Source organism: Cellulosimicrobium sp. RS, assembly GCF_046159675.1.
Classification (GTDB): domain Bacteria; phylum Actinomycetota; class Actinomycetes; order Actinomycetales; family Cellulomonadaceae; genus Cellulosimicrobium; species Cellulosimicrobium funkei.
The window spans coordinates 204,467-225,611 of the sequence record NZ_JBJXVU010000001.1 but is presented as its reverse complement, the minus strand read 5'-3'; the positions used below and the strand labels follow the sequence as shown (position 1 = coordinate 225,611).

General features: G+C 75.1%; 18 protein-coding genes. 16 read left to right on the top strand and 2 right to left on the bottom strand.

Going from position 1 to position 21,145, the window contains the following annotated elements; genetic code table 11:
* The first annotated feature begins 105 nt into the window (after positions 1 to 105).
* Complete coding sequence (nhaA, locus tag ACI769_RS00970) at positions 106 to 1,422, top strand: Na+/H+ antiporter NhaA (protein WP_085388284.1); 1,317 nt, start codon at positions 106 to 108, stop codon at positions 1,420 to 1,422.
* 20 nt (positions 1,423 to 1,442) lie between these two features.
* Here nhaA and ACI769_RS00965 read toward each other — a convergent pair whose 3' ends face one another.
* A complete protein-coding gene (locus ACI769_RS00965) occupies positions 1,443 to 2,930 on the bottom strand; it encodes a PHB depolymerase family esterase (RefSeq protein ID WP_409141058.1) in 1,488 nt (495 codons plus the stop codon).
* A 283-nt stretch (positions 2,931 to 3,213) separates the two neighbouring features.
* On the opposite strand from ACI769_RS00965, the gene ACI769_RS00960 reads away from it, so the two are divergent.
* From ACI769_RS00960 to ACI769_RS00895, 14 genes are all read left to right on the top strand, one after another.
* The gene (locus tag ACI769_RS00960) at positions 3,214 to 4,428 is read left to right on the top strand and encodes a substrate-binding domain-containing protein (protein WP_076405209.1); all 1,215 of its coding nucleotides are present in this window, start codon (positions 3,214 to 3,216) and stop codon (positions 4,426 to 4,428) included.
* Between the two features lies 1 nt (position 4,429).
* Positions 4,430 to 5,206: an ABC transporter ATP-binding protein gene (locus ACI769_RS00955; protein ID WP_085388287.1), complete on the top strand. Its 777-nt coding sequence runs from the start codon at positions 4,430 to 4,432 to the stop codon at positions 5,204 to 5,206.
* Positions 5,203 to 5,982, top strand: coding sequence for an ABC transporter ATP-binding protein (locus ACI769_RS00950; protein WP_409141057.1), 780 nt, complete (start codon positions 5,203 to 5,205; stop codon positions 5,980 to 5,982). Before ACI769_RS00955 ends, ACI769_RS00950 begins: the two co-directional genes overlap by 4 nt.
* The gene (locus tag ACI769_RS00945; protein ID WP_076405207.1) at positions 5,979 to 6,854 is read left to right on the top strand and encodes a branched-chain amino acid ABC transporter permease; all 876 of its coding nucleotides are present in this window, start codon (positions 5,979 to 5,981) and stop codon (positions 6,852 to 6,854) included. The genes ACI769_RS00950 and ACI769_RS00945 overlap by 4 nt, the downstream gene beginning before the upstream one ends.
* Entirely contained in the window at positions 6,851 to 8,008 is a 1,158-nt protein-coding gene (locus ACI769_RS00940) for a branched-chain amino acid ABC transporter permease (protein ID WP_409141056.1), read from the top strand. The genes ACI769_RS00945 and ACI769_RS00940 overlap by 4 nt, the downstream gene beginning before the upstream one ends.
* A complete protein-coding gene (locus tag ACI769_RS00935) occupies positions 8,005 to 9,594 on the top strand; it encodes a class I adenylate-forming enzyme family protein (RefSeq protein ID WP_409141055.1) in 1,590 nt (529 codons plus the stop codon). Before ACI769_RS00940 ends, ACI769_RS00935 begins: the two co-directional genes overlap by 4 nt.
* Positions 9,591 to 10,289, top strand: a complete 699-nt coding sequence (locus tag ACI769_RS00930) for a TetR/AcrR family transcriptional regulator (protein WP_163184608.1) — start codon at positions 9,591 to 9,593, stop codon at positions 10,287 to 10,289. Before ACI769_RS00935 ends, ACI769_RS00930 begins: the two co-directional genes overlap by 4 nt.
* The gene (locus ACI769_RS00925) at positions 10,286 to 11,062 is read left to right on the top strand and encodes a 3-hydroxybutyrate dehydrogenase (protein WP_409141054.1); all 777 of its coding nucleotides are present in this window, start codon (positions 10,286 to 10,288) and stop codon (positions 11,060 to 11,062) included. Before ACI769_RS00930 ends, ACI769_RS00925 begins: the two co-directional genes overlap by 4 nt.
* Entirely contained in the window at positions 11,059 to 12,120 is a 1,062-nt protein-coding gene (locus ACI769_RS00920) for an alpha/beta hydrolase (protein ID WP_409141053.1), read from the top strand. The genes ACI769_RS00925 and ACI769_RS00920 overlap by 4 nt, the downstream gene beginning before the upstream one ends.
* Complete coding sequence (locus ACI769_RS00915; RefSeq protein ID WP_409141052.1) at positions 12,117 to 13,001, top strand: CoA transferase subunit A; 885 nt, start codon at positions 12,117 to 12,119, stop codon at positions 12,999 to 13,001. The genes ACI769_RS00920 and ACI769_RS00915 overlap by 4 nt, the downstream gene beginning before the upstream one ends.
* 3 nt (positions 13,002 to 13,004) lie before the next feature.
* On the top strand, positions 13,005 to 13,709 hold the full coding sequence (locus ACI769_RS00910) for a CoA transferase subunit B (protein ID WP_409141051.1): 705 nt from the start codon (positions 13,005 to 13,007) through the stop codon (positions 13,707 to 13,709).
* Entirely contained in the window at positions 13,706 to 14,863 is a 1,158-nt protein-coding gene (locus tag ACI769_RS00905) for an alpha/beta fold hydrolase (RefSeq protein WP_085388293.1), read from the top strand. The genes ACI769_RS00910 and ACI769_RS00905 overlap by 4 nt, the downstream gene beginning before the upstream one ends.
* Positions 14,860 to 16,065: an acetyl-CoA C-acetyltransferase gene (locus ACI769_RS00900; RefSeq protein ID WP_085388294.1), complete on the top strand. Its 1,206-nt coding sequence runs from the start codon at positions 14,860 to 14,862 to the stop codon at positions 16,063 to 16,065. Before ACI769_RS00905 ends, ACI769_RS00900 begins: the two co-directional genes overlap by 4 nt.
* Positions 16,066 to 16,145: 80 nt before the next feature.
* Complete coding sequence (locus ACI769_RS00895) at positions 16,146 to 17,906, top strand: alpha/beta-hydrolase family protein (RefSeq protein WP_198163087.1); 1,761 nt, start codon at positions 16,146 to 16,148, stop codon at positions 17,904 to 17,906.
* A 75-nt stretch (positions 17,907 to 17,981) separates the two neighbouring features.
* On the opposite strand, the gene ACI769_RS00890 is transcribed toward ACI769_RS00895, so the two are convergent.
* Positions 17,982 to 19,475, bottom strand: a complete 1,494-nt coding sequence (locus ACI769_RS00890) for a helix-turn-helix transcriptional regulator (protein ID WP_061266961.1) — start codon at positions 19,473 to 19,475, stop codon at positions 17,982 to 17,984.
* 180 nt (positions 19,476 to 19,655) lie between these two features.
* Here ACI769_RS00890 and aceA point away from each other — a divergent pair, with 180 nt between their 5' ends.
* Positions 19,656 to 21,098, top strand: coding sequence for an isocitrate lyase (gene aceA / locus ACI769_RS00885; protein WP_232322602.1), 1,443 nt, complete (start codon positions 19,656 to 19,658; stop codon positions 21,096 to 21,098).
* Positions 21,099 to 21,145: the final 47 nt, after the last annotated feature.

Genomic DNA, 21,145 nt, shown 5'->3' with positions numbered 1-21,145 from the left:
CGAGGGGTGCGCAGCCCCGTAGGATTGTGGGCGGTGTGCCGGGAAGTCTGGTCGGCCACGGTCCGCGACGCGGCCGTGCGACACGACAGCGACCCCGGGAGCACGATGACCCACGCCGCCCTGCCCTCCGGCCCCTCGGCCACCCCGCCGACCGACCGCCCCTCCCCCGGTGCACGCCTGCGCCGCTGGGTCGGGCGCGAGACGACGGGCGGCGCCCTGCTCATCGGCGCGGCGCTGCTCGCGCTGGTCTGGGCCAACTCGCCCTGGCGCGAGTCCTACCTGACGCTGTCGAGCACCGTCGTCGGCCCGTCCTCCCCGCTGCACCTCGACCTGACGCTGTCGACGTGGGCGGCCGACGGCCTGCTCGCGATCTTCTTCTTCGTCGTCGGCGTCGAGCTCAAGCAGGAGTTCGTCGCGGGCAGCCTGCGCAACCCGAGGCAGGCGGGCGTCCCGGTGCTCGCGGCGATGGGCGGCATGACGGTGCCGGCCCTGATCTTCGTCGCCGTCCTGCTGACCACGGGCGACCCGGGCGCGCTGCACGGGTGGGCGATCCCCACGGCGACGGACATCGCGTTCGCGCTCGGCGTGCTCGCCGTCTTCGGCCGTGGGCTCCCCGTCGCGATCCGCACGTTCCTGCTCACGCTCGCGGTCGTCGACGACCTGCTCGCGATCGTCGTCATCGCGATCTTCTACACGGCGGAGCTGCGGTGGGGCTACCTCGGGCTCGCGCTGCTCGCCGTCGCGCTCTACGCCGTCCTCGTGCGCGCTCGCCGCACCCGCTGGTGGCTCCTGCTGCCCGTCGCGGTGGTCGCCTGGGCGTTCATGCACGAGTCGGGCGTCCACGCCACGATCGCCGGCGTCCTGCTCGGCTTCACCGTCCCGGCGCTCGCGGTGCACGGGGAGCGCGAGTCGCGCACGCAGCGCTTCGAGCACACGGTGCGCCCGCTCTCGCAGGGTGTCGCGCTGCCGGTGTTCGCGTTCTTCGCGGCCGGCGTCTCGATCGTGGGCGGCGAGACGCCCGTCGGGGAGGTGCTGACGCAGCCCGTCGTGCTCGCCATCGTCCTCGGCCTCGTCGTCGGCAAGCTCGTGGGCGTGCTCGGGGTCACGGCGCTCGTCACGCGCTTCACGCCGCTGCGGCTCGCGGCCGGCATCGGGGTGCGCGACCTCCTGCCCGTCGGGTTCCTCGCGGGCATCGGCTTCACCGTCTCGCTCCTCATCGCGGAGCTGTCGTTCCCCGACGCCGAGCACACCGACGGCGCGAAGATCGCGATCCTCGCGGCGTCCACGATCGCGGCGGTGCTGGCCGCGCTCGCGCTGCGCTGGGACGCCCGCCGGGCCCGCTCGAACGACATGAACCGCGACGACCTCCCGGACGACGTCACCGACTTCATCGGTGACCCGAAGGACCGCCTGGAGCACTAGCCCGAGCGGGCCCGCCCTGCTCAGCAGGCGGCGGCGACCTCGAACCGGCCGGGCGCGGCCTCGCGCAGCGTCGTGACCGTCGCGTCGCCCTGCCCGAGGTACGCGAGCGAGCCGACCGCGTAGTACGGGTTGTAGGGGTTCACGCCGTAGGAGATCGCGCGCCCCGCGGCCCGGTGCTGCGCGTTCGTCGCGGTGCCGCACCACGGCCCGGTCGGCGCCTGCACCGTCACCGTGACCTGCGCGGTCGACGCGTTCCCCGCCGTGTCGACCGCGCGGGCCTTGAGCACGTGGGAGCCGGCCGCGAGCGCCGTCGTGTCCCAGTCGAACCCGTACGGGGCGGTGCGCAGCGTCGCGAGCGCCGCGCCGTCGACGCTCAGCTCGACGCGGTCGACCGCGCGGTCGTCGGACGCCGAGGCCTCCACGCGGATCGTCCCCGAGACGGCGGCGCCCGCGCCGGGCGCGGTGATCGCGACCGTCGGCGCCGTGACGTCCGGGTCGGGGCCCGGGTCGCGGTCGACGCGCCGGTTGCTCGCGAACAGGAAGTCGGTGAGGTAGGCCGGGTAGTCGATGCTGTTCGTCGACACGTAGGACCCGCCGGGACCTCCGCCCGCGGGCCACGCGTGCGCGAGCCCGGTGTTCTGGACCAGCGAGACGCGCGGGCCGGCGGCGTCGGACCAGAGCGTCCCCGTGCCCGCTCGGTTCGTGCCCGCGAGCCCGGCGAGCGAGAACGACGACGTGGTCCCGGCCCCGTAGAGGTCGGCCATGACCTGGGCGTTGAGCGTCCCGTACCCGGTCGCGACCGTCGTGTCGGCGCTGCCGAAGACGACGGACGTCACCTGCGAGCCGAAGTCCGCCGCGTGCGTCCCCGCGAAGGTCCGGCACGTCGAGCGCGCCTGCGCGAGCGTCGTCGCGACGCTCCCGATCTGGCCCGACGTCGTCCCGACCGTCGGCCCCGCCGCGATCCCCACGCCCGCGAACACGTCGGGCGCGAGGCAGCCCATGACCATCGCCTGGCCGCCGCCGGACGACAGGCCGCTCACGTAGACCTGGTCCGGGTCGATGCCGAGCGAGGCGTCTGCCAGCAGGGTCGAGACGAGGTCGAGCAGGTTGTCGTCGTGCCGCGCGGGGTTCGTCCGGCTGTGGTTCGTGTCGTAGTAGTCCCAGCAGCCGAGCAGGACACCGCCGTTCGGCGCGGCGGGGACCGCGACGACCATGCCGTGCTCGTCGGCGGTCGCGGTCCAGTTGCCGCCGTTCTTGAGCACCTGCGACGTCTGGACGCACCCGTGCAGGGAGACCATGAGCGCCCGACCGCCGGGGAGCGCGGGCGCCGTCGACGGCCGGTAGAGCTCGACCGTCATCCCGCCGGCCGTGCGCTGGGACCACGAACCGGCGGCCGTGGCCGGTGCGGTGACGAGCGGGGCGAGCACGACCGCGAGCGCCGCGCCGAGGGCGAGCGCGACGGCGCTCCGGCGGGCGCGGGCGCGCTGTCTGAGGGAGTGCCTGACCATCTGAACCTCCACGTCGAGGTCGGGTCGCCGTCGGCGCTTCGCGCGCCGTGGCGCGCACCGTCGCGCGCCGGACCCGGGCGAACCGGACGCTACGTGTGACCTGAATCACCTGTCAACATCAGGTCTGCCGCGACCGGCGCGCTCGCGACACCGGGCGCACGGCGGTCCCTCCCGACGCGGGTTGACACCGCGCCGCCCGGGGATCCATGATTCCCGCAACCTGAATCGCCTCTCATGTTCGAGCGGCGCTCCCCCTCAGGACCACCCAACGAAGGGCGAAGTCATGCGGACGAAGAAGTCCCAGCGGTCGGCGCTCGCCGTCGCCGCGCTCGCGGCCGCGAGCCTCGCGCTCGCCGCCTGCGCGCCGACCGACGCGAGCGGCGGCGGCAGCGCCGGAGGCGAGACCAGCACGAGCGCCGACCCGGTCGACGTCGGCATCATCTACTCCAAGACCGGGCCGCTCGCGGCCTACGGCGAGGCCTACTACGAGGGCTTCCAGGCCGGTCTCGACTACGCGACCGACGGCACGGGCGAGGTCGACGGCCGCCCCGTCAACGTGACGTTCCACGACGACGGCGGCGACCCCGACAAGGCGGTCGGGCAGGCCAAGGACCTCATCGGCAAGGGCTACCAGATCCTCGGCGGCACGGTCGTGTCCGGCGTGGCGCTCAAGCTGGCCGAGCAGGCCGAGCAGAACAAGGTGCTCTACATCTCCGGGCCCGCCGCGGTCGACGCGCTCACGGGCATCAACGACTACACGTTCCGCTCGGGGCGCCAGTCGCTCCAGGACGTCGCGACCGCCGGCACGTTCGTCGACCCGGACGGTGCGAAGGTCGTCGTGTTCGCCCAGGACAACGCGTTCGGCCAGGGCAACCTCGCCGCGGTCGAGGCCGTCCTCGGCGCGCAGGGCGCCGAGGTGACGAGCGTGCTCGTGCCGGAGGACGCGACGGAGTTCACGCCGTTCGCGCACCAGATCGTCGACGCCGCGCCCGACCTCGTGTTCGTCGCGTGGGCCGGGGCGACGTCGGGCGCGATGTGGCAGGGCCTGGACCAGCAGGGCGTCCTCGACGCGACCACGGTCGTCACCGGGCTCGGCGACGTCGCGACCTACGGCGCGTACGGCGCCGCGGCGAGCAAGGTCGACTTCCTCAACCACTACTTCCCCGGCGCCGCGGGCACCGAGGTCGAGGCCGCGATGCTCGCGTCCGTCGAGGAGGCCGGGAAGCAGGCCGACCTCTTCACGCCCGACGGCTTCGTCGCCGCGCAGATGATCGTCCACGCGATCGCCGAGGGCGGCGACGACGTCGACGCCATGGTCGACGCGCTCGAGGGCTGGAGCTTCGACGGCCCCAAGGGCACGACGACGGTCCGCGCGTCCGACCACGCGCTCGTCCAGCCGATGTACCAGGTGAAGCTCGTGGCCGAGGGCGACGGCTGGGCTCCCGAGCTCGTCGCCGAGGTGCCGGGCGACGACGTCGCGCCGGCCGAGGCGGGCTGACGTGGGCGAGCCGCACACCCTCCCCGCGCTCGAGGTCCGCGACCTCGGGCTCCAGATCGGCGGCGCGCGGATCCTGCGGGGCGTGAGCCTCGCCGTCGGGCAGGGCGAGATGCTCGGCGTGATCGGGCCGAACGGCGCGGGCAAGACGACGCTCTTCAACCTGGTCTCGGGGATCCACCGCCCGACGAGCGGGGCGGTGCTCCTCGAGGGCGCGGACGTGACGACCACTTCGGTGGCCGCGCGCGCCCGCGCGGGCCTGGGCCGCACGTTCCAGACGTCGAGCCTGTTCCCGCGCCTGAGCGTCCGGGAGAACGTGCGGCTCGCCGCGCAGGGGCGCCTCGGCGGCGCCCTGTCGGTGCTGCGCTTCCCGCGTCGCGGCGACGCCGCGACGCGGGAGGCGGACCGGCACCTGGAGACCGTCGGGCTCGTGCGCCGCGCCGAGGTCGCCGCGGGCGACCTGTCGCACGGCGACAAGCGCAAGCTCGAGATCGCGGTGCTCCTCGCGACCGAGCCGCGCGTCGTGCTGCTCGACGAGCCCATGGCGGGCGTGTCGTCGGCCGACGTGCCCGGCCTCGTCGAGGTCATCCGCGACCTGCACGCGACCGGTTGCACGGTGCTCATGGTCGAGCACCACATGGACGTCGTGCTGGGGCTCGTGGACCGCGTCGCCGTCATGCACCACGGCGAGCTGCTCGCGTGCGACACCCCCGACGCCGTCATGGCGGACCCGACGGTGCAGAGCGCCTACCTCGGCGTCACGGCAGGAGAGGCAGCATGAGCGGCAGCAGCAGGAGCACCGCCCAGCCCGCGGTCGGGAGCGACGTACCCGTCCTCGAGGTGCGCGGGCTGTCCGCGCGCATCGCGGGCCAGCAGGTCGTCGAGGGGGTGACCTTCTCCGTCCCGGCCACCGGGGTCACGGCGGTGCTGGGCCGCAACGGCGTCGGCAAGACGTCGACCCTCAAGGCCGTGCTCGGCCTGATCGAGCGCCGGGGCGAGGTGCTGCTCGCGGGCGAGCGCGTCGACGGCGAGCGCACGGACCGGATCGTGCGGCGCGGCGTCGGGTACGTGCCCGAGGACCGGGAGGTGTTCGCCGGGCTCACGGTCGCGGAGAACCTGCGGCTCGCGGAGCGCGACGCCCACCCGCGACGCGAGCTCGTCGCGGAGCTGTTCCCGGACCTGGTGCAGCGCGCCGCCCAGCGCGCGGGCACCCTCTCGGGCGGGCAGCAGCAGATGGTGTCGCTCGCGCGCGCCCTGCTCAACGCCAACCGCCTGCTCCTCGTCGACGAGCCCACCAAGGGCCTCGCGCCCCGGATCGTCGGCGAGGTGTCGGACGCGCTCGCGGAGGCGGCCCGCACGGTCCCGATCCTGCTCGTCGAGCAGAACCTCGAGGTCATCGAGCGGCTCGCCGAGCGCGTCGTCGTGATCGACGCGGGCCGCGTCGTGCACACCGGTCCCGCGCGCGAGCTCCTCGACGACCCCGACCGCGTCCAGCAGCTCCTCGGCGTGCACGCCGAGGTCGACCACCACGGAACCGAAGGGGCGGTGGCCCGGTGAGCACGATCGTCCTCCTCCTCGTCACGGGGCTCGGCCTCGGGGCGCTGTACTTCCTCGTCGCGTCGGGCCTGTCGCTCATCTACGGGCTCATGGGCGTCCTCAACTTCGCGCACGGGTCGTTCCTCACGCTCGGCGCGTTCGGCGGCTGGTTCGTCGCACGCTCCCTCGGCGCGGACTCGTGGGGCGTCTTCGCGCTCTCGCTGCTCGCCGGGGCCGTCGTCGGGGCGGGGGCCGCGGCGCTCACCGAGCTCCTGCTCATCCGCCCGCTCTACGAGCGGCACATCGAGCAGGTGCTCGTCACCGTCGGGCTCTCGCTCGCGTCCGTCGCGCTGTTCGAGGGCATGTGGGGATCGGACCCCGAGTTCATCTCCGGCCCGGCGTGGCTCAAGGGCACGACCGACCTGGCCGGCGCGCCGGTGCCCAACGACCGGTTCGTCGCGATCGGCGCCGCGGCGCTCGTGCTCGGCGCGATCGTGCTGTTCCTCCAGCGCACCCGCTACGGGCTCATCATCCGCGCGGGCGTCGAGAACCGGTCCATGGTCACCGCGCTCGGCATCGACGTGCGCAAGGCGTTCACGCTCGTCTTCGCGGTCGGCGGCGCCGCCGCGGGGCTCGGCGGGGTCCTCGCCTCGCAGTACTTCGGGTACGTCTCCCCGCACCTCGGCGGGTCGCTGCTCATCTTCGCGTTCATCGTCACCGTCATCGGGGGGCTCGGCTCCCTGACCGGCGCGGCGGTCGCGTCCGTGCTCGTCGCGGTCCTGCAGCAGTTCGCGAACTACTACCTCGGCTACGGCGACCTCCTCGTCGTGCTCCTCCTCGCGCTCGTGCTCCTCGTCCGTCCCACCGGCCTCCTCGGGAGGGCAGCCGCATGACCACCCAGACCGCTCCCACGGCCCCGGCCGCCCCCGCCGACGACGCACCGCGCGCCGACCGACCCGCCCGCCGGGCGCCGTCGGGCACGCTGGTCCGCACGCTCGCGGGCGTCGCGCTCGTCGCGCTGCTCGCGTGCCTCCCGCTGCTCGCGCTCCACGTGCCGGGCGTCCTGCCCGGCCCGACGTACACGCCCGGCGCGCTCCAGATGATGGCGATGTGCTGGCTCATCGGCGCCCTCGCGCTGAGCTACCACCTGCTGTTCGGGGTCGCGGGGCTGCTGAGCTTCGGCCACGCGCTGTACTTCGCGGCCGGGCTGTACGGGCTCGCGATCGTGCTCGACACGACCGAGATCCCGCTCCTGCCGGCCGCGGCGCTCGTGCTCGTCGGCGGGATCGTCCTCGCGCACGTCGTCGGGGCCGTCTCGCTGCGGGTCACGGGCATCTCGTTCGCCATGGTCACCCTCGCGTTCGCCCAGGCGGGCAACGTGCTCGTGCGCCGCAACCCCGGGGGCACGACCGGCGGCGAGGAGGGCCTCGCGCTCGCGACCCGGAACGTCCCCGACGCGTTCGTGGGCGTGCTCAACACGCGCAACCTCTACTGGCTCGCCCTCGCCGTGCTGGTCCTGGTCTACCTCGTGGTGCTGTGGGTCGAGCGGTCGCGCGCGGGGCACGTCGCGGCGGCGACGCGCGAGAACGAGATGCGCGTGCGCGTCATCGGCGGGCGCCCCTACCTCGTCAAGCTCCTCGTGTTCGTCCTCGCGGCGACGCTCGCGACCGTCGTCGGCATGGCGTACCTGCTGCTCCAGTCCGGGGCCGTGCCGCGCGCGACGTCCGCCGACTTCACGCTCACGCTGCTCGTCATGGTCGTGCTCGGCGGCGTCGGGTCCCGGTGGGGCGCGATCGTCGGCGGCGTGCTCTACACGATCCTCGACCAGCGGCTCGGGACGCTCGCGGGCTCCGCGGCCGTCGCGGACCTCCCGGCCGTGCTGCGCGTGCCGCTCAGCGAGCCGCTGTTCCTGCTCGGCACCCTCTTCATCCTCGTCGTGATGTTCCTGCCAGGCGGCATCGCGGGCGCCGCGTCGCGCCTCGCCGCGCGCCGCCGCCCGCGGGAGGATCGGGAGGAGGCCCGCGAGCGCCTGGAGGAGGTGGCATGACGACGCAGCACCAGGACGCCCAGGACGGCCTGCACACCCTCGGGCGCTGGACGCGCGACCGCGCGCTCGCGACGCCCGACCGCGTCGCCGTCGACGACCGCGGCGTGACCCTGCGCTACCGCGACCTGCACGAGCGCGCGAGCGCCCTGGCGGCCGCGTTCCGGGAGGCGGGCTACGGCGTCGGGGACCGCGTCGCGACCGTCACGGGCAACAGCGCAGACCAGGTCGTGCTGTTCTTCGCGTGCGCGCAGGCCGGGCTCGTGCTCGCGCCGCTGTCGTGGCGGCTGTCGCCCGGCGAGCTCGCCGCCCAGGTCGAGCAGGCCGACCCCGCGCTGGTGCTCGTGGAGCAGGAGTTCTCCGGCCTCGCGGACTCGGCGTTCGACCGGCTCGACCCGCTGCGCCGGCTCGACGGGGAGCGGCCCGGCCGCCCGCCCCGCCGGGCGGAGCTCGGGCGCAGCGGCGTCGAGGCGCACGTCCCGCCGCCGTCGCGGCGGGGCCCCGCGCCGGAGCGCCGGCCCGTGCGCGACGACGACCCGCTCCTCCTCGTGTTCACGTCCGGCACGCAGGGCACGCCCAAGGGCGCGCTGCTCACGCACGCGAACTGCTTCTGGACGAACCTCTCGCTCTCGCGCACGGTCGAGCTGACGAGCCACGACGTCGTGCTGAGCGTGCTGCCGCAGTTCCACGCGGGCGGGTGGAACATCCAGCCGCTGCTCGCGTGGTGGACCGGCGCGACCGTCGTCCTGGAGCGCACGTTCGAGCCCGAGCGCGTGCTCCAGCTCGTCGCCGAGCGCCGCGTCACGACGATGATGGGCGTCCCGACGAACTACCTGCTCCTCGCGGAGCACCCCGGCTTCGCGGACGCCGACCTGTCGTCGCTGCGGCACGCCGTCGTGGGCGGCGCGCCCATGCCGGAGCCGCTGCTGCGCACGTGGCACCGCCGCGGCGTCGCCCTCTCGCAGGGCTACGGGCTCACGGAGGCGGGCCCCAACGTGCTGTGCCTGCCCGACGACCAGGCCCGCGAGCGCAGCGGCTCGGCCGGAACGCCGTACCCGCACGTCGAGGTCGCCGTCGCCGACCCGGTGACGGGCCGCCACCTCGACGGGCCCGCGGCGGGCGAGCTGCTGGTCCGCGGACCGGGGGTGTTCGCCGGGTACTTCCGCGACGAGGCCGCCACGGCCGCCGTCCTGCGCGACGGCTGGCTGCGCAGCGGCGACCTCGTCGAGCGCGACGTCGACGGGTGCTACCGCGTGGTGGATCGCCTCAAGGACGTCTTCATCGTCGGCGGCGAGAACGTCACGCCGTCCGAGGTGGAGGCCGTGCTCCGCCGCCACCCCGCGGTGGCGGACGTCGCGGTGGTGGGCGTCCCCGACGACCGGTGGGGCGAGGTCGGGGCCGCGTTCGTCGTCCCGCGCGCCGGCCACCCCACCGACGCCGAGGAGCTGGAGGCGTTCTGCCGCCGCGAGCTCGCGCACTTCAAGGTCCCGCGCCGCTTCGACCTCGTCCCGTCCCTGCCCCGCACGTCGCTGCACAAGGTGTCGCGCCGCTCGCTCGCCGAGCGCGTGACCGTCCCGGAGGACTCATGAGCACCCAGCCCCGCACCGCCCGCGGCAACCGCACCCGGGCGAAGATCCTCGCCGCGGCCGAGCAGGTGTTCGCCGAGGTCGGGTACCACGACGCGTCGATCGTGAAGATCACCGAGTCCGCGGGCGTCGGGCAGGGCACGTTCTACCTGTACTTCGAGTCGAAGATCGACGTGTTCGACGAGCTCGTCGACGACCTCAACCGCCGCGTGCGGCACGCGATGATCGAGGCGAGCTCGCAGGCGACGACGCGCCTGGCCGCCGAGCGCGCGGGCTTCGAGGCGTTCTTCCGCTTCACCGCCGAGCACCCGGCGCTCTACCGGATCGTGCGGCAGGCCGAGTTCGTCTCGCCCGGGGCGCTGCGCCGCCACTACGCGCGCATCGTCGAGGGCTACATGACCGGGCTCGACAAGGCGCGCGCGAACGGCGAGGTCGGCCACGACGTCGACCCGGAGGTCGCCGCGTGGGCGCTCATGGGCATCGGCGAGATCGTCGGGATGCGCTGGGTGCTGTGGGGCGGGCGCTGGGACGAGGGCGCGGAGCCGCCGTCGTACGACACCGCGGCCGCCGAGGTCCCCCCGCACGTGTTCGAGCAGACCATGCAGTTCATCGAGCGCGCGCTCGCCGCGCCGCGGACCGCCCCCCCGACCGGGACCAGGCCCGCCACCTCGACCGACACCGAAGGAGACGCGCGATGACCGTCCCCGCCACCGGCCCCGGCACCGCCCCGACCCTCTCCGGGCGTCGTGCGCTCGTCACGGGCGGCGCGAGCGGCATCGGCGCGGCGTGCGCGCGCGAGCTCGCCGCGCGCGGCGCGCACGTGACCGTCGCCGACGTCGACCCCGGCGGCGCGCAGCGCCTCGCGGACGAGCTCGGCGGCGAGGCGTGGGTCGTGGACCTCGCCGACACGCGCGCGCTCGACGACCTCACGCTCGACGTCGACGTCCTCGTCAACAACGCGGGCGTGCAGCGCGTGAGCCCCATCGAGGACTTCCGCCCGGACGACTTCCGCCTGCTGCACGCGATCATGCTCGAGGCGCCGTTCCTGCTGGTCCGGGCCGCGCTCCCCGGGATGTACGCGCGCGGGTTCGGGCGCGTCGTCAACGTGTCGTCCGTGCACGGCCTCGTGGCGTCGCCGTTCAAGTCGGCGTACGTGTCCGCGAAGCACGGGCTCGAGGGCCTGTCCAAGGTGACGGCGCTCGAAGGCGGTCCGCACGGCGTGACGAGCGTGTGCGTCAACCCCGGGTACGTGCGCACGCCGCTCGTGGAGAAGCAGATCGCCGACCAGGCGCGCGTGCACGGCATCCCCGAGTCCGAGGTGCTCGCGACGGTGCTCCTCGCCGAGTCCGCGGTGAAGCGGCTCGTCGAGCCGGAGGAGGTCGCGTCGCTCGTCGGCTGGCTCACCGGCCCGGACGCGTCGATGGTCTCGGGCGCGTCGTGGACGATCGACGGCGGCTGGAGCGCCCGGTGACCGCGCCGACGACCGCGCCGGACGACGTCACCGCCGCGACCCACACCTACGCGACGCTCGACGTCCCCGTCGCGGGCGGGCGGATGCGCGTCGGCGTGTGGGACCCGGTCGGCCCGCCCGCACCCGAGCCGGGCGCCCGGCCCGACGGCGGCGCGCCCCCCGCGCACGACGCCGTCCCGACCGTCCTCGCCGTGCACGGCATCACGGCGTCGCACCGCGCGTGGCCGGCCGTCGTCGCGGCGCTGCCGGGCGTGCGCGTCGTCGCGCCCGACCTGCGGGGGCGCGGGCGCAGCAACGGCCTGCCCGGCCCGTACGGCATGGGCGCGCACGCGGACGACCTCGCGACGGTCCTCGACGCGCTGGGGATCGACCACGTCGTCGCGCTCGGCCACTCCATGGGCGCGTTCGTGTCCGTCGTGCTCGCGCACCGCCACCCCGGCCGCGTCTCCCGGCTCGTGCTCGTCGACGGCGGCATCCCGCTCCCGCCGCCGACCGGGCTCGCGCCGGACGCGACGCACGACGAGGTCCTGCGCGCCCTGCTCGGCCCGGCCGTCGAGCGCCTCGAGCGCACGTTCGCCGACCACGAGGAGTACCGCGGCTTCTGGCGCGCGCACCCCGCCTTCGCGAGCGCGTGGGACGAGCCGTGGGCCGACGTCGTCGCGGGGTACGTCGACTACGACCTCGTCGGCGAGGCGCCCGCGCTGCGCCCGGCGTCGTCGGGCGCGGCGGTCTCCGCCGACTCGCTCGAGCTCTACGAGGGCGGGCCGCTCGCGGACGCGCTCGCGGGCGACCACCCGCTCGACGTCCCCCTCGTGCTGCTGCGCGCGCCGCGCGGCCTGCTCGACGAGCCCGAGGCCCTCTACTCCCCCGAGCACCTCGCCGCGTGGCGCGCGCGGCTGCCGGGGCTGCGCACCCGCGACATAGCGGGTATCAATCACTACACGATCATCATGAGCCCGCCCGGCGTCGAGGCCGTCGCGGGCGAGACCCTGCGGGCCCTGGCCGCCGTCACGAGCGACGGACCCGGACCGGCGAGTGACGAGGAGGTCACGGCATGAGCCCCACGATCGCGTCCCCACGAGGGACCGGGCTGGACAAGGTGGTCGCGTCCGCGGCCGAGGCCGTCGCGGACGTGCCCGACGGCGCGTCGCTCGCCGTCGGCGGGTTCGGCCTGTGCGGCAACCCGATCGCGCTCATCGAGGCGCTGCTCGCCCAGGGCACGCGCGACCTGTGGGTCGTGAGCAACAACTGCGGCGTCGACGACTGGGGCCTGGGCGTCCTGCTCGGCGCCGGCCGCATCCGGAAGATGACGAGCTCGTACGTCGGGGAGAACAAGGAGTTCGAGCGGCAGTTCCTCTCGGGCGAGCTCGAGCTCGAGCTCACCCCGCAGGGCACGCTCGCCGAGAAGCTGCGCGCCGGCGGCGCGGGCATCGCCGGGTTCTGGACGCGCACCGGCGTCGGCACGCAGGTCGCCGAGGGCGGCCTCCCCCAGCGGTACGACGGCGCGGGCGGCGTCGCGCAGGCGAGCGCGCCCAAGGAGGTGCGCACGTTCGGCGTCGGGCCGCGCGGTCGCGACGGCGCGTTCGCCGACGAGGCCGAGTTCGTGCTCGAGGACGCGATCACCACGGACTTCGCGCTCGTGCACGCGCTGCGCGGCGACCGGCACGGCAACCTCGTGTTCCACCGGTCGGCCCGCAACTTCTCCCCGCTGGCCGCGATGGCGGGCCGCGTGTGCGTCGCGCAGGTCGAGGAGCTCGTCGAGCCCGGCGAGATCGACCCCGACGCCGTGCACCTGCCCGGCGTGTTCGTGCACCGCGTCGTCGAGGTGGGCCCGGACGTGCCCAAGCGCATCGAGCGCCGCACCGTGCGCTCGGCCGCCCCGACCGACCAGCCCGCGCCCGCGCCGTCGGGCACCGCGACCAGCACGAAGGAGGGCTGAGCCGTGCCGCTCACCCGCGACGAGATGGCCGCGCGCGCCGCGCGCGAGCTCCAGGACGGCTGGTACGTCAACCTCGGCATCGGCCTGCCGACGCTCGTGCCCAACTACGTGCCCGAGGACAAGCACCTCGTGCTCCAGTCCGAGAACGGGATCCTCGGCGTCGGGCCGTACCCGACCGAGGACGCCGTCGACCCCGACCTCATCAACGCCGGCAAGGAGACCGTCACCGTCCTGCCGGGCGCCGCGTTCTTCGACTCCGCGCTGAGCTTCGGCATGATCCGCGGCGGCAAGATCGACGCCGCGATCCTCGGCGGCATGCAGGTCTCCGAGACGGGCGACCTCGCCAACTGGATGATCCCCGGCAGGATGGTCAAGGGCCCCGGCGGCGCGATGGACCTCGTGCACGGGGCGGGCCGCGTGATCGTGCTCATGGAGCACGTGGCGCGCGACGGGTCGCCCAAGATCCTGCGCTCGTGCTCGCTGCCCCTCACGGGGCGCGGGGTCGTGCACCGGGTCATCACCGACCTCGCGGTGATCGACGTGACGCCCGACGGGCTCGTCCTGCGCGAGACCGCACCCGGCGTGAGCGTCGACGACGTGCGGGCCGCGACCGAGCCCGACCTCGCCGTCGCGCTCGACGACGCCCCGCTCGACGTCGCCGACGCCGGCCCAGGACCGTCCACGCAGGCCGCGGGGACGCCGTCGTGACGCGCGACGTGCTGCGCCGCGACGTCCCGACCCCGCGCGGTCGGGAGCACGTGCGCGAGGTCGCCGCCGAGGGTGCGGCCCGCGCGACGGTCCTGCTCGTGCACGGCAACTGCTCGTCGTCGGCGTTCTTCGACCCGCTGCTGCGCGCGCTCCCCGCCGACGTGCGCGGCGTCGCCGTCGACCTGCGCGGGTACGGCGACGCCGAGCCCCGGCCCGTCGACGCGACCCGGGGCGTGCGGGACTTCGCCGACGACGTCGCGGCCGTCCTCGACGCGCTCGACCTCGCGCGCCCGCTCGTCGCCGTCGCGCACTCGGCGGGGGCGGGCGTCGTGCTGCAGCTCGCGACCGACCGGCCCGACCTGTTCGACGCGATCCTCCTCGAGGCGCCCATGTCGCCGTACGGGTTCGGCGGCACGCGCGACGTCGCCGGGACGCCGCTCTCCCCCGACTTCGCAGGCTCGGGCGGCGGCACGGCGAACCCGGCGTTCGTCGCGGCGCTCGCCGCCGGCGATCGCAGCGAGGACGCCGGGTCGCCCCGCGACGTGCTGCGCCGCTTCTACGTCGCCGACCCGGCCGCGCTCGGCGAGCCGCTCGGCGCGCTCGAGGAGCTCCTGCTCGACTCCGTGCTCTCCACGCGCACGGGCGACGACAGCTACCCGGGCGACCGGACGGTGTCGGGCACGTGGCCCGGCGTGGCGCCCGGGACGCGCGGCATGAACAACGCGATCAGCGCGAAGTACTGCGACCTGTCCGGCTTCGCGACGTCCAGCGCCACCGCGCCCGTGCTGTGGGTGCGCGGCGACGCCGACGCGATCGTCTCGGACACGTCGCTGTTCGACCTCGCGCAGCTCGGCGCGCTCGGCGCCGTCCCTGGCTGGCCCGGGGTCGAGACGCACCCGCCGCAGCCGATGGTCGCGCAGACCCGGGCCGTCCTCGACGCCTACGCGGCCGCGGGCGGGCGGTACCGTGAGGAGGTGCGGCCCGGCATCGGGCACAGCCCCCACCTCGAGGAGCCGGACGTGTTCCTCGGGCTCCTGCTCGGGCTGGTCGACACTGCCGTTGCCGACGTCGACGCCGCCGCCGCACGAGCGGGCGCCACACCCCCGGCGCCCGCGCAGACACCGCCGTCCGCACCCCTGGAGGTCCAGCCGTGAGCACCACCACCCCGCACTCCCCCGACGACGTCGTGGTCGTCGCCGCCGCCCGCACGCCGCAGGGCCGCCTCAAGGGCTCCCTCGCCGCGCTGACGGCGGTCGAGCTCGGCGCGGTCGCCGCGCGCGCCGCGATCGAGCGCTCGGGCCTCGGCGCGGACGCCGTCGACGCCGTCGTGCTCGGCCAGGTGCTCCAGGCCGGGGCGGGCCAGAACCCCGCGCGCCAGACGGCCGCCGCCGCGGGCGTGGGCTGGGACGTGCCCGCCGTGACGGTGAACAAGGTGTGCCTCTCGGGGCTCACCGCCGTCATCGACGGCACCCGGATGATCCGCTCCGGCGAGGCGGAGGTCGTGCTCGTCGGCGGCCAGGAGTCCATGACCAACGCGCCGCACCTGCTCCCCGGGTCGCGCGCCGGGTTCGCGTTCGGGGACGCGACGCTCGTCGACGCCGTCGCGCGCGACGGGCTCACCGACGCGTTCGACCACACCTCCATGGGCGTCTCGACCGAGCGCACCAACGTGGGCGACGTGTTCGTCCCCCGCGAGGAGCAGGACGCCGTCGCGGCGGCCTCGCACCAGCGCGCCGCGGCCGCGGCGAAGGACGGCCTGTTCGACGCCGAGCTCGCCCCCGTGAGCGTCCCGCAGCGCCGGGGCGAGCCGGTCGAGGTGCGCGACGACGAGGGCGTGCGCCCCGACACGACGGTCGAAGGCCTCGCGCGCCTGCGGCCCGCGTTCGACCCCGAGGGCACCATCACCGCGGGCAACGCGTCGCAGATCTCCGACGGCGCCGCCGCGCTCGTGCTCACGACCCGCGCCCGGGCCGAGTCCGCGGGCACGCCGGTGCTCGCGACCGTGCGGGCGTGGGGGCAGGTCGCCGGCCCCGACACGTCGCTGCACTCCCAGCCGGCGCGCGCGATCCGGCAGGCCCTCGACCGGGCCGGGTGGACGGTCGACGACCTCGACCTCGTCGAGATCAACGAGGCCTTCGCGACCGTCGTCGCGGTCTCCACGCGCGTGCTCGGGGTCTCGCCCGACGTCGTCAACGTGCACGGCGGCGGCATCTCGCTCGGGCACCCCATCGGCGCGTCCGGCGCCCGCCTCGCCGTGCACGCGGCGCACGAGCTCGCGCGCCGCGGGGGCGGGCGCGTCGCCGTCGGGCTGTGCGGCGGCGGGGGCCAGGGCGAGGCGCTGCTGCTCGAGGCGTAGGGCTCGCCCGGGTCCGGTGGGCCGACGGCGCCCCGGCCGTTCGAGGGGACGGCTCGGGGCGCCGCGCCTACGATCGCGAGGTGCAGCCCACCACGACGGAGACCCGCGCCCCCGAGCCCGTCGACGAGGAGCGCCCCCGGCACGGCGCGTGGGGGCGGTGGCTCCGGCGGTTCTCCGCCACCGGGCTCGTGGTCGCGCTCGCCTGGTTCTGCCTGTCGTTCACGCCGTCGCTCATCCCGCGCGCCTGGTACTACCAGGCCGTGATCTCGGGCGTGAGCGCCGTCGGCGGGTACGCCGTCGGCGCGCTCGTCGAGTGGTTCGCCGTGAAGGTCGGGCTGCGGATCCGGTGGACCGCGCGCGCGAGCCGGATCGCGTGGTGGGTGCTCGCCGGGGCGACCGTCGTGCTCGTGCCGCTGGCGCTGATCCTCGGGGCGCGGCGCCAGATCGAGCTGCGGCACCTGTTCGGCATGTCGGAGGATGTCCCCGGACGCGAGGTCGTCACGCTGCTCGCGGCGCTCGCCGTCGCGCTGCTCGTGCTCCAGGCGGGCCGCGGCCTGCGCCGCGTCGCCCGATGGCTGAGCGTCCTCGTCGGCAAGGTCGTGCCTGCCCCCGTGGCGCGGTTCGTCAGCGGCGTCGCGGTCGCCGTCGTCGTGGTCCTGCTGTTCAACGGCGTCATCTGGTCAGGCACGCTCAGCGCGCTGAACTCGGTCTACGCGGCGGCGAACGCCGAGATCAGCCCTCGGCTCACGCCCCCGACGCTCCCCGAACGGTCCGGCTCCCCCGACTCCCTCGAGCCCTGGGACTCGCTCGGCGCGGAGGGGCGCAAGTTCGTCGTCTCCGGCCCGACCCTCGACGAGCTGCGCGCGTTCGCCGCGGCGGGCGACGTCGTCGACCCCGCGGACGTGCGCGAGCCGATCCACGCGTACGCGGGCCTCGACCCCGAGGGCGACCTCGACGCCACGGCGGCCCGCGTCGTCGACGAGCTCGACCGGACGGACGCGTGGGACCGGTCCGTCCTCGTCGTCGCGACCACGACCGGGACCGGCTGGGTGGACCCCGCCATGGTCGAGGCGCTCGAGCTCATGCACGGCGGCGACACCGCGATCGCCAGCATGCAGTACTCCTACCTGCCGAGCTGGATCAGCTTCGTCGGCGACCGCTCGACCCCGCCCGCCGCGGGCAAGGCGCTGTTCGAGGCGGTGTGGGCGCGGTGGTCGGACCTGCCCGAGGGCGACCGCCCGCGCCTGCTCGCGTTCGGCATCTCGCTCGGGTCGTTCGGGATGCAGGGCGCGTTCAGCGGCGTGCAGGACGTCGAGGCTCGCTCCGACGGCGCGATGTTCACCGGGACGCCCGGGTTCACGCCGATGTGGCGCGAGCTCACCGACGCGCGGGACCCCGGGTCGCTCGAGTACGCACCCGTGGTGGACGACGGCCGCCAGGTCCGCTGGGGCGACCCGGTCGCGACCGGCGTCGCCGACCTCTGGGGCCCCGGCCCGCGCTGGGACGAGCCGCGCGTCGTGTACCTCCAGCACGCGTCCGACGGCGTCACCTGGTGGGGCCCGGAGACCCTGTGGTCCGAGCCCGACTGGCTCCGCGAGCCACGCGGGCCCGACGTGCTCGGCGACGTGCGCTGGTACCCGTTCGTCACGTTCTGGCAGCTCACGGGCGACCTCTTCGTCGCGGCCGCGTCCGACATCCCGCCCGGCCACGGGCACGTCTACCAGCTCGAGTACGCCGACGGCTTCGCCGCGCTGCACGCGCCCGACGGCTGGACCGACGCCGACACCGCGCGCCTCAAGGACGCGATGGTCGCGCCCGTCGAGGGCGGCTCGATCGGCTGACGGCCGACCGGCGTCCGCCGACCCGGCTCGCACGGACGGCGCGCACCGGGCGGAGCGCGCGCAGGCACGGGCCGGCTAACCCGGCGCGTGGGCCTCGAGGAACGAGAAGACCTCGGTCTGGTCGACGCCGGGGAACGCGCCGGTCGGCATCGCCGCGAGCATCGACGCGTGCGGGCGGGCGCTCGGCCAGGCGTGGCCGGCCCAGCGGTCGGCGAGGTCGTCGGGCGGGCGGCGGCAGCACGCGCCGTCGGGGCAGCGGGACACGAGCCGCTCGGTCGTGTCGCGCCCGAGGAACCACTTGACGTGCGCGAACGGGACGCCGACGCTCACGGAGAACTCGCCGTCGGCCGACGCCTGCACGCGCGACGTGCACCAGTAGGTGCCGCTCGGGGTGTCCGTGTACTGGCTGAACGGGCTGAGCCGGTCCTCGACGGCGAACACGGTGCGCGCGGTCCAGCTCCGGCACACGTACTGCCCCTCGACCGCGCCGAGCGGGTCGGCAGGGAAGCGCACGCCGTCGTTCTCGTAGGCCTTGTGGATCACCCCGGACTCGTGCACCTTCATGAAGTGCACCGGGATGCCGAGGTGCTTCGTCGCGAGATTGGTGAACCGGTGCGCGGCGGTCTCGTACGACACCGCGAACGCGTCCCGGAGGTCCTCGATGGAGATCTCGCGCGCGTCCTTCGCGGCGCGCAGTGCCTTGACCGCGTGCCGCTCCGGGAGCAGGAGCGCCGCGGCGAGGTAGTTGGCCTCGACGCGCTGGCGGAGGAACTCGCGGTAGTCGCGCGGCTCCGCGTGCCCGAGCACGTGCGGCGCGAGCGCCTGGAGCAGCGCCGACGTCGCGTTGGACCGCCCGCGCATCCCGTTGCTCGGCAGGTACACGCGGCGGTGGCGCAGGTCGAGCACGGACCGGGTGGAGTGCGGCAGGTCGCCGACGTAGTGCAGCGTGAAGCCTAGGTGGGCGGCGAGGTCGGCCGCGACGCGCTGGGGCATCGGCCCGCCCGCGTGCCCGACGCCGTCGAGCAGCCCGGCCGCCGCGTCCTCGAGCTCGGGGAAGTAGTTGTCCTGCGCGCGCATGGTCGCGCGCAGCTCCGCGTTCGCGCGGCGCGCCTCCTCGGGCGTGGCGGCGCGCTCGGTGTGCAGGCGCTGGAGCTCGCGCTCGAGGGCGACGATGGTCTCGAGCGCGTCGGTGGGCAGCGACTTGCCCACCCGCACGGGCCGCAGCCCGAGCGCGTCGAAGAGCGGGCCGCGCTGGGCGCGCTCCAGCTCGATCTCGAGCGCGTCCCGGCGCGAGGGCGCCTCCGGCGAGAGCAGGTCGTCGAGGCTCGCGCCGAGCGCGCGCGCCACCGCCTGGAGCTGGCCGAACTTCGGCTCGCGCTTGCCGTTCTCGAGGAGCGACACCTGCGACGGCGCGCGGCCGATCGCGGCGCCGAGCTCGTCGAGGGTCATGCCGCGCGCGGTGCGCAGGTGCCGGATCCTGCGGCCGATCGTCAGGGCGTCGGGCTCGCTCTCGAGCGGGATTTCCGCATGTTCCGCGATTCCGGCCGGTCGCGTCGTCGGGATAGCCATGACTGAGAGTGACACGCGCCACTCCTTGCGCACAAGAGAAGAACCGCGTTTCTTTCGTCCGATCTGGCTTGAGAAGGGCTTGCAGGCGGGAGGAAGGTCGAAGCACGGACCTCGCCGAGGTCCACCGACCGGCCCGGCCGGCCCGCACCACGCGGGCCGGCGCACCACCAGGAGGCACCCGTGAACAGGCCCACCATCGTCAGCCGCCGCTCCCCGTCCGAGTACGCGGGCGGCGCCCGCCCGCTCGGCGCCGTCGCGACGACGGCGACGGTCACCGGCCCCGGCTCCGCCCCGACCCCGGGCGACGCCTCGCGCCCGTCCGCCCGTCCGGGCGACCAGACGCAGAGCGCCGCCGAGCTCGCCGAGCAGTGGGCGACCGACCCGCGCTGGGCCGGCCTGCAGCGCGACTACACCGCCGAGGACGTGGTCGCGCTGCGTGGCTCCGTGCGCGAGGAGCACACGCTCGCCCGCCGCGGCGCCGAGACGCTGTGGGACCTCATCCACACCGAGGAGTGGGTCGCCGCGCTCGGCGCGTTCACCGGCAACCAGGCCGTGCAGCAGGTGCGGGCGGGCCTCAAGGCGATCTACCTGTCCGGGTGGCAGGTCGCGGCCGACGCCAACCTGTCCGGACAGACGTACCCCGACCAGTCGCTCTACCCCGCCAACTCCGTGCCCGCCGTCGTGCGCCGCATCAACAACGCGCTCCTGCGCGCCGACCAGATCGAGACGGCGGAGCGCGCGGCGTCGGACGGGCAGGCGCCCGACCGCGACTGGCTCGCCCCGATCGTCGCCGACGCCGAGGCCGGGTTCGGCGGCCCGCTCAACGCCTACGAGCTCATGCACTCGATGATCGCCGCGGGCGCGGCGGGCGTGCACTGGGAGGACCAACTCGCGTCCGAGAAGAAGTGCGGCCACCTCGGCGGCAAGGTGCTCGTGCCCACGAGCCAGCACATCCGCACGCTCAACGCCGCGCGTCTCGCGGCCGACGTCGCGGGCGTGCCGTCGATCGTCATCGCCCGCACGGACGCGCTCGCCGCGGACCTCCTCACGTCCGACGTCGACGAGCGCGACCAGCCGTTCCTCACCGGCGAGCGCACGTCCGAGGGCTTCTACCGGGTGCGCCCCGGCTTCGACGCGGTCGTCGCGCGCGGCCTCGCGTACGCGCCGTACTCCGACCTCATCTGGGTCGAGACGGGCGAGCCCGACCTCGAGCTCGCGCGGACGTTCGCCGAGGCGGTCCACGCGCAGCACCCGGGCAAGAAGCTCGCCTACAACTGCTCGCCGTCGTTCAACTGGAAGAAGCACCTCGACGACGCCCAGATCGCGAGCTTCCAGAAGGAGCTCGCCGCGATGGGCTACGCGTTCCAGTTCATCACGCTGGCCGGCTTCCACGCCGTCTCGCACTCCATGTTCGAGCTCGCGCGCGGCTACAACGAGCGCGCGATGTCCGCCTACGTCGAGCTGCAGGAGGCCGAGTTCGCCTCCGAGGCCGACGGCTACACCGCCACCCGCCACCAGCGGGAGGTCGGCACCGGCTACTTCGACCGGGTCGCCACGGCTCTCAACCCCGACGCCGCCACCCTCGCGCTCGCCGGGTCCACCGAGACCGCCCAGTTCCACTAAGCCCTTCGCGAGGTAGAGGAGCGGTCCCGCGAGGTAGAGGCCTGGTC

Coding starts and splice junctions, on each gene's coding strand:
- nhaA (WP_085388284.1), top strand. CDS start 106: ATGACCCACGCCGCCCTGCCCTCCGGCCCCTCGGCCACCCCGCCGACC.
- ACI769_RS00965 (WP_409141058.1), bottom strand. CDS start 2,930: ATGGTCAGGCACTCCCTCAGACAGCGCGCCCGCGCCCGCCGGAGCGCC.
- ACI769_RS00960 (WP_076405209.1), top strand. CDS start 3,214: ATGCGGACGAAGAAGTCCCAGCGGTCGGCGCTCGCCGTCGCCGCGCTC.
- ACI769_RS00950 (WP_409141057.1), top strand. CDS start 5,203: ATGAGCGGCAGCAGCAGGAGCACCGCCCAGCCCGCGGTCGGGAGCGAC.
- ACI769_RS00940 (WP_409141056.1), top strand. CDS start 6,851: ATGACCACCCAGACCGCTCCCACGGCCCCGGCCGCCCCCGCCGACGAC.
- ACI769_RS00935 (WP_409141055.1), top strand. CDS start 8,005: ATGACGACGCAGCACCAGGACGCCCAGGACGGCCTGCACACCCTCGGG.
- ACI769_RS00930 (WP_163184608.1), top strand. CDS start 9,591: ATGAGCACCCAGCCCCGCACCGCCCGCGGCAACCGCACCCGGGCGAAG.
- ACI769_RS00925 (WP_409141054.1), top strand. CDS start 10,286: ATGACCGTCCCCGCCACCGGCCCCGGCACCGCCCCGACCCTCTCCGGG.
- ACI769_RS00915 (WP_409141052.1), top strand. CDS start 12,117: ATGAGCCCCACGATCGCGTCCCCACGAGGGACCGGGCTGGACAAGGTG.
- ACI769_RS00890 (WP_061266961.1), bottom strand. CDS start 19,475: ATGGCTATCCCGACGACGCGACCGGCCGGAATCGCGGAACATGCGGAA.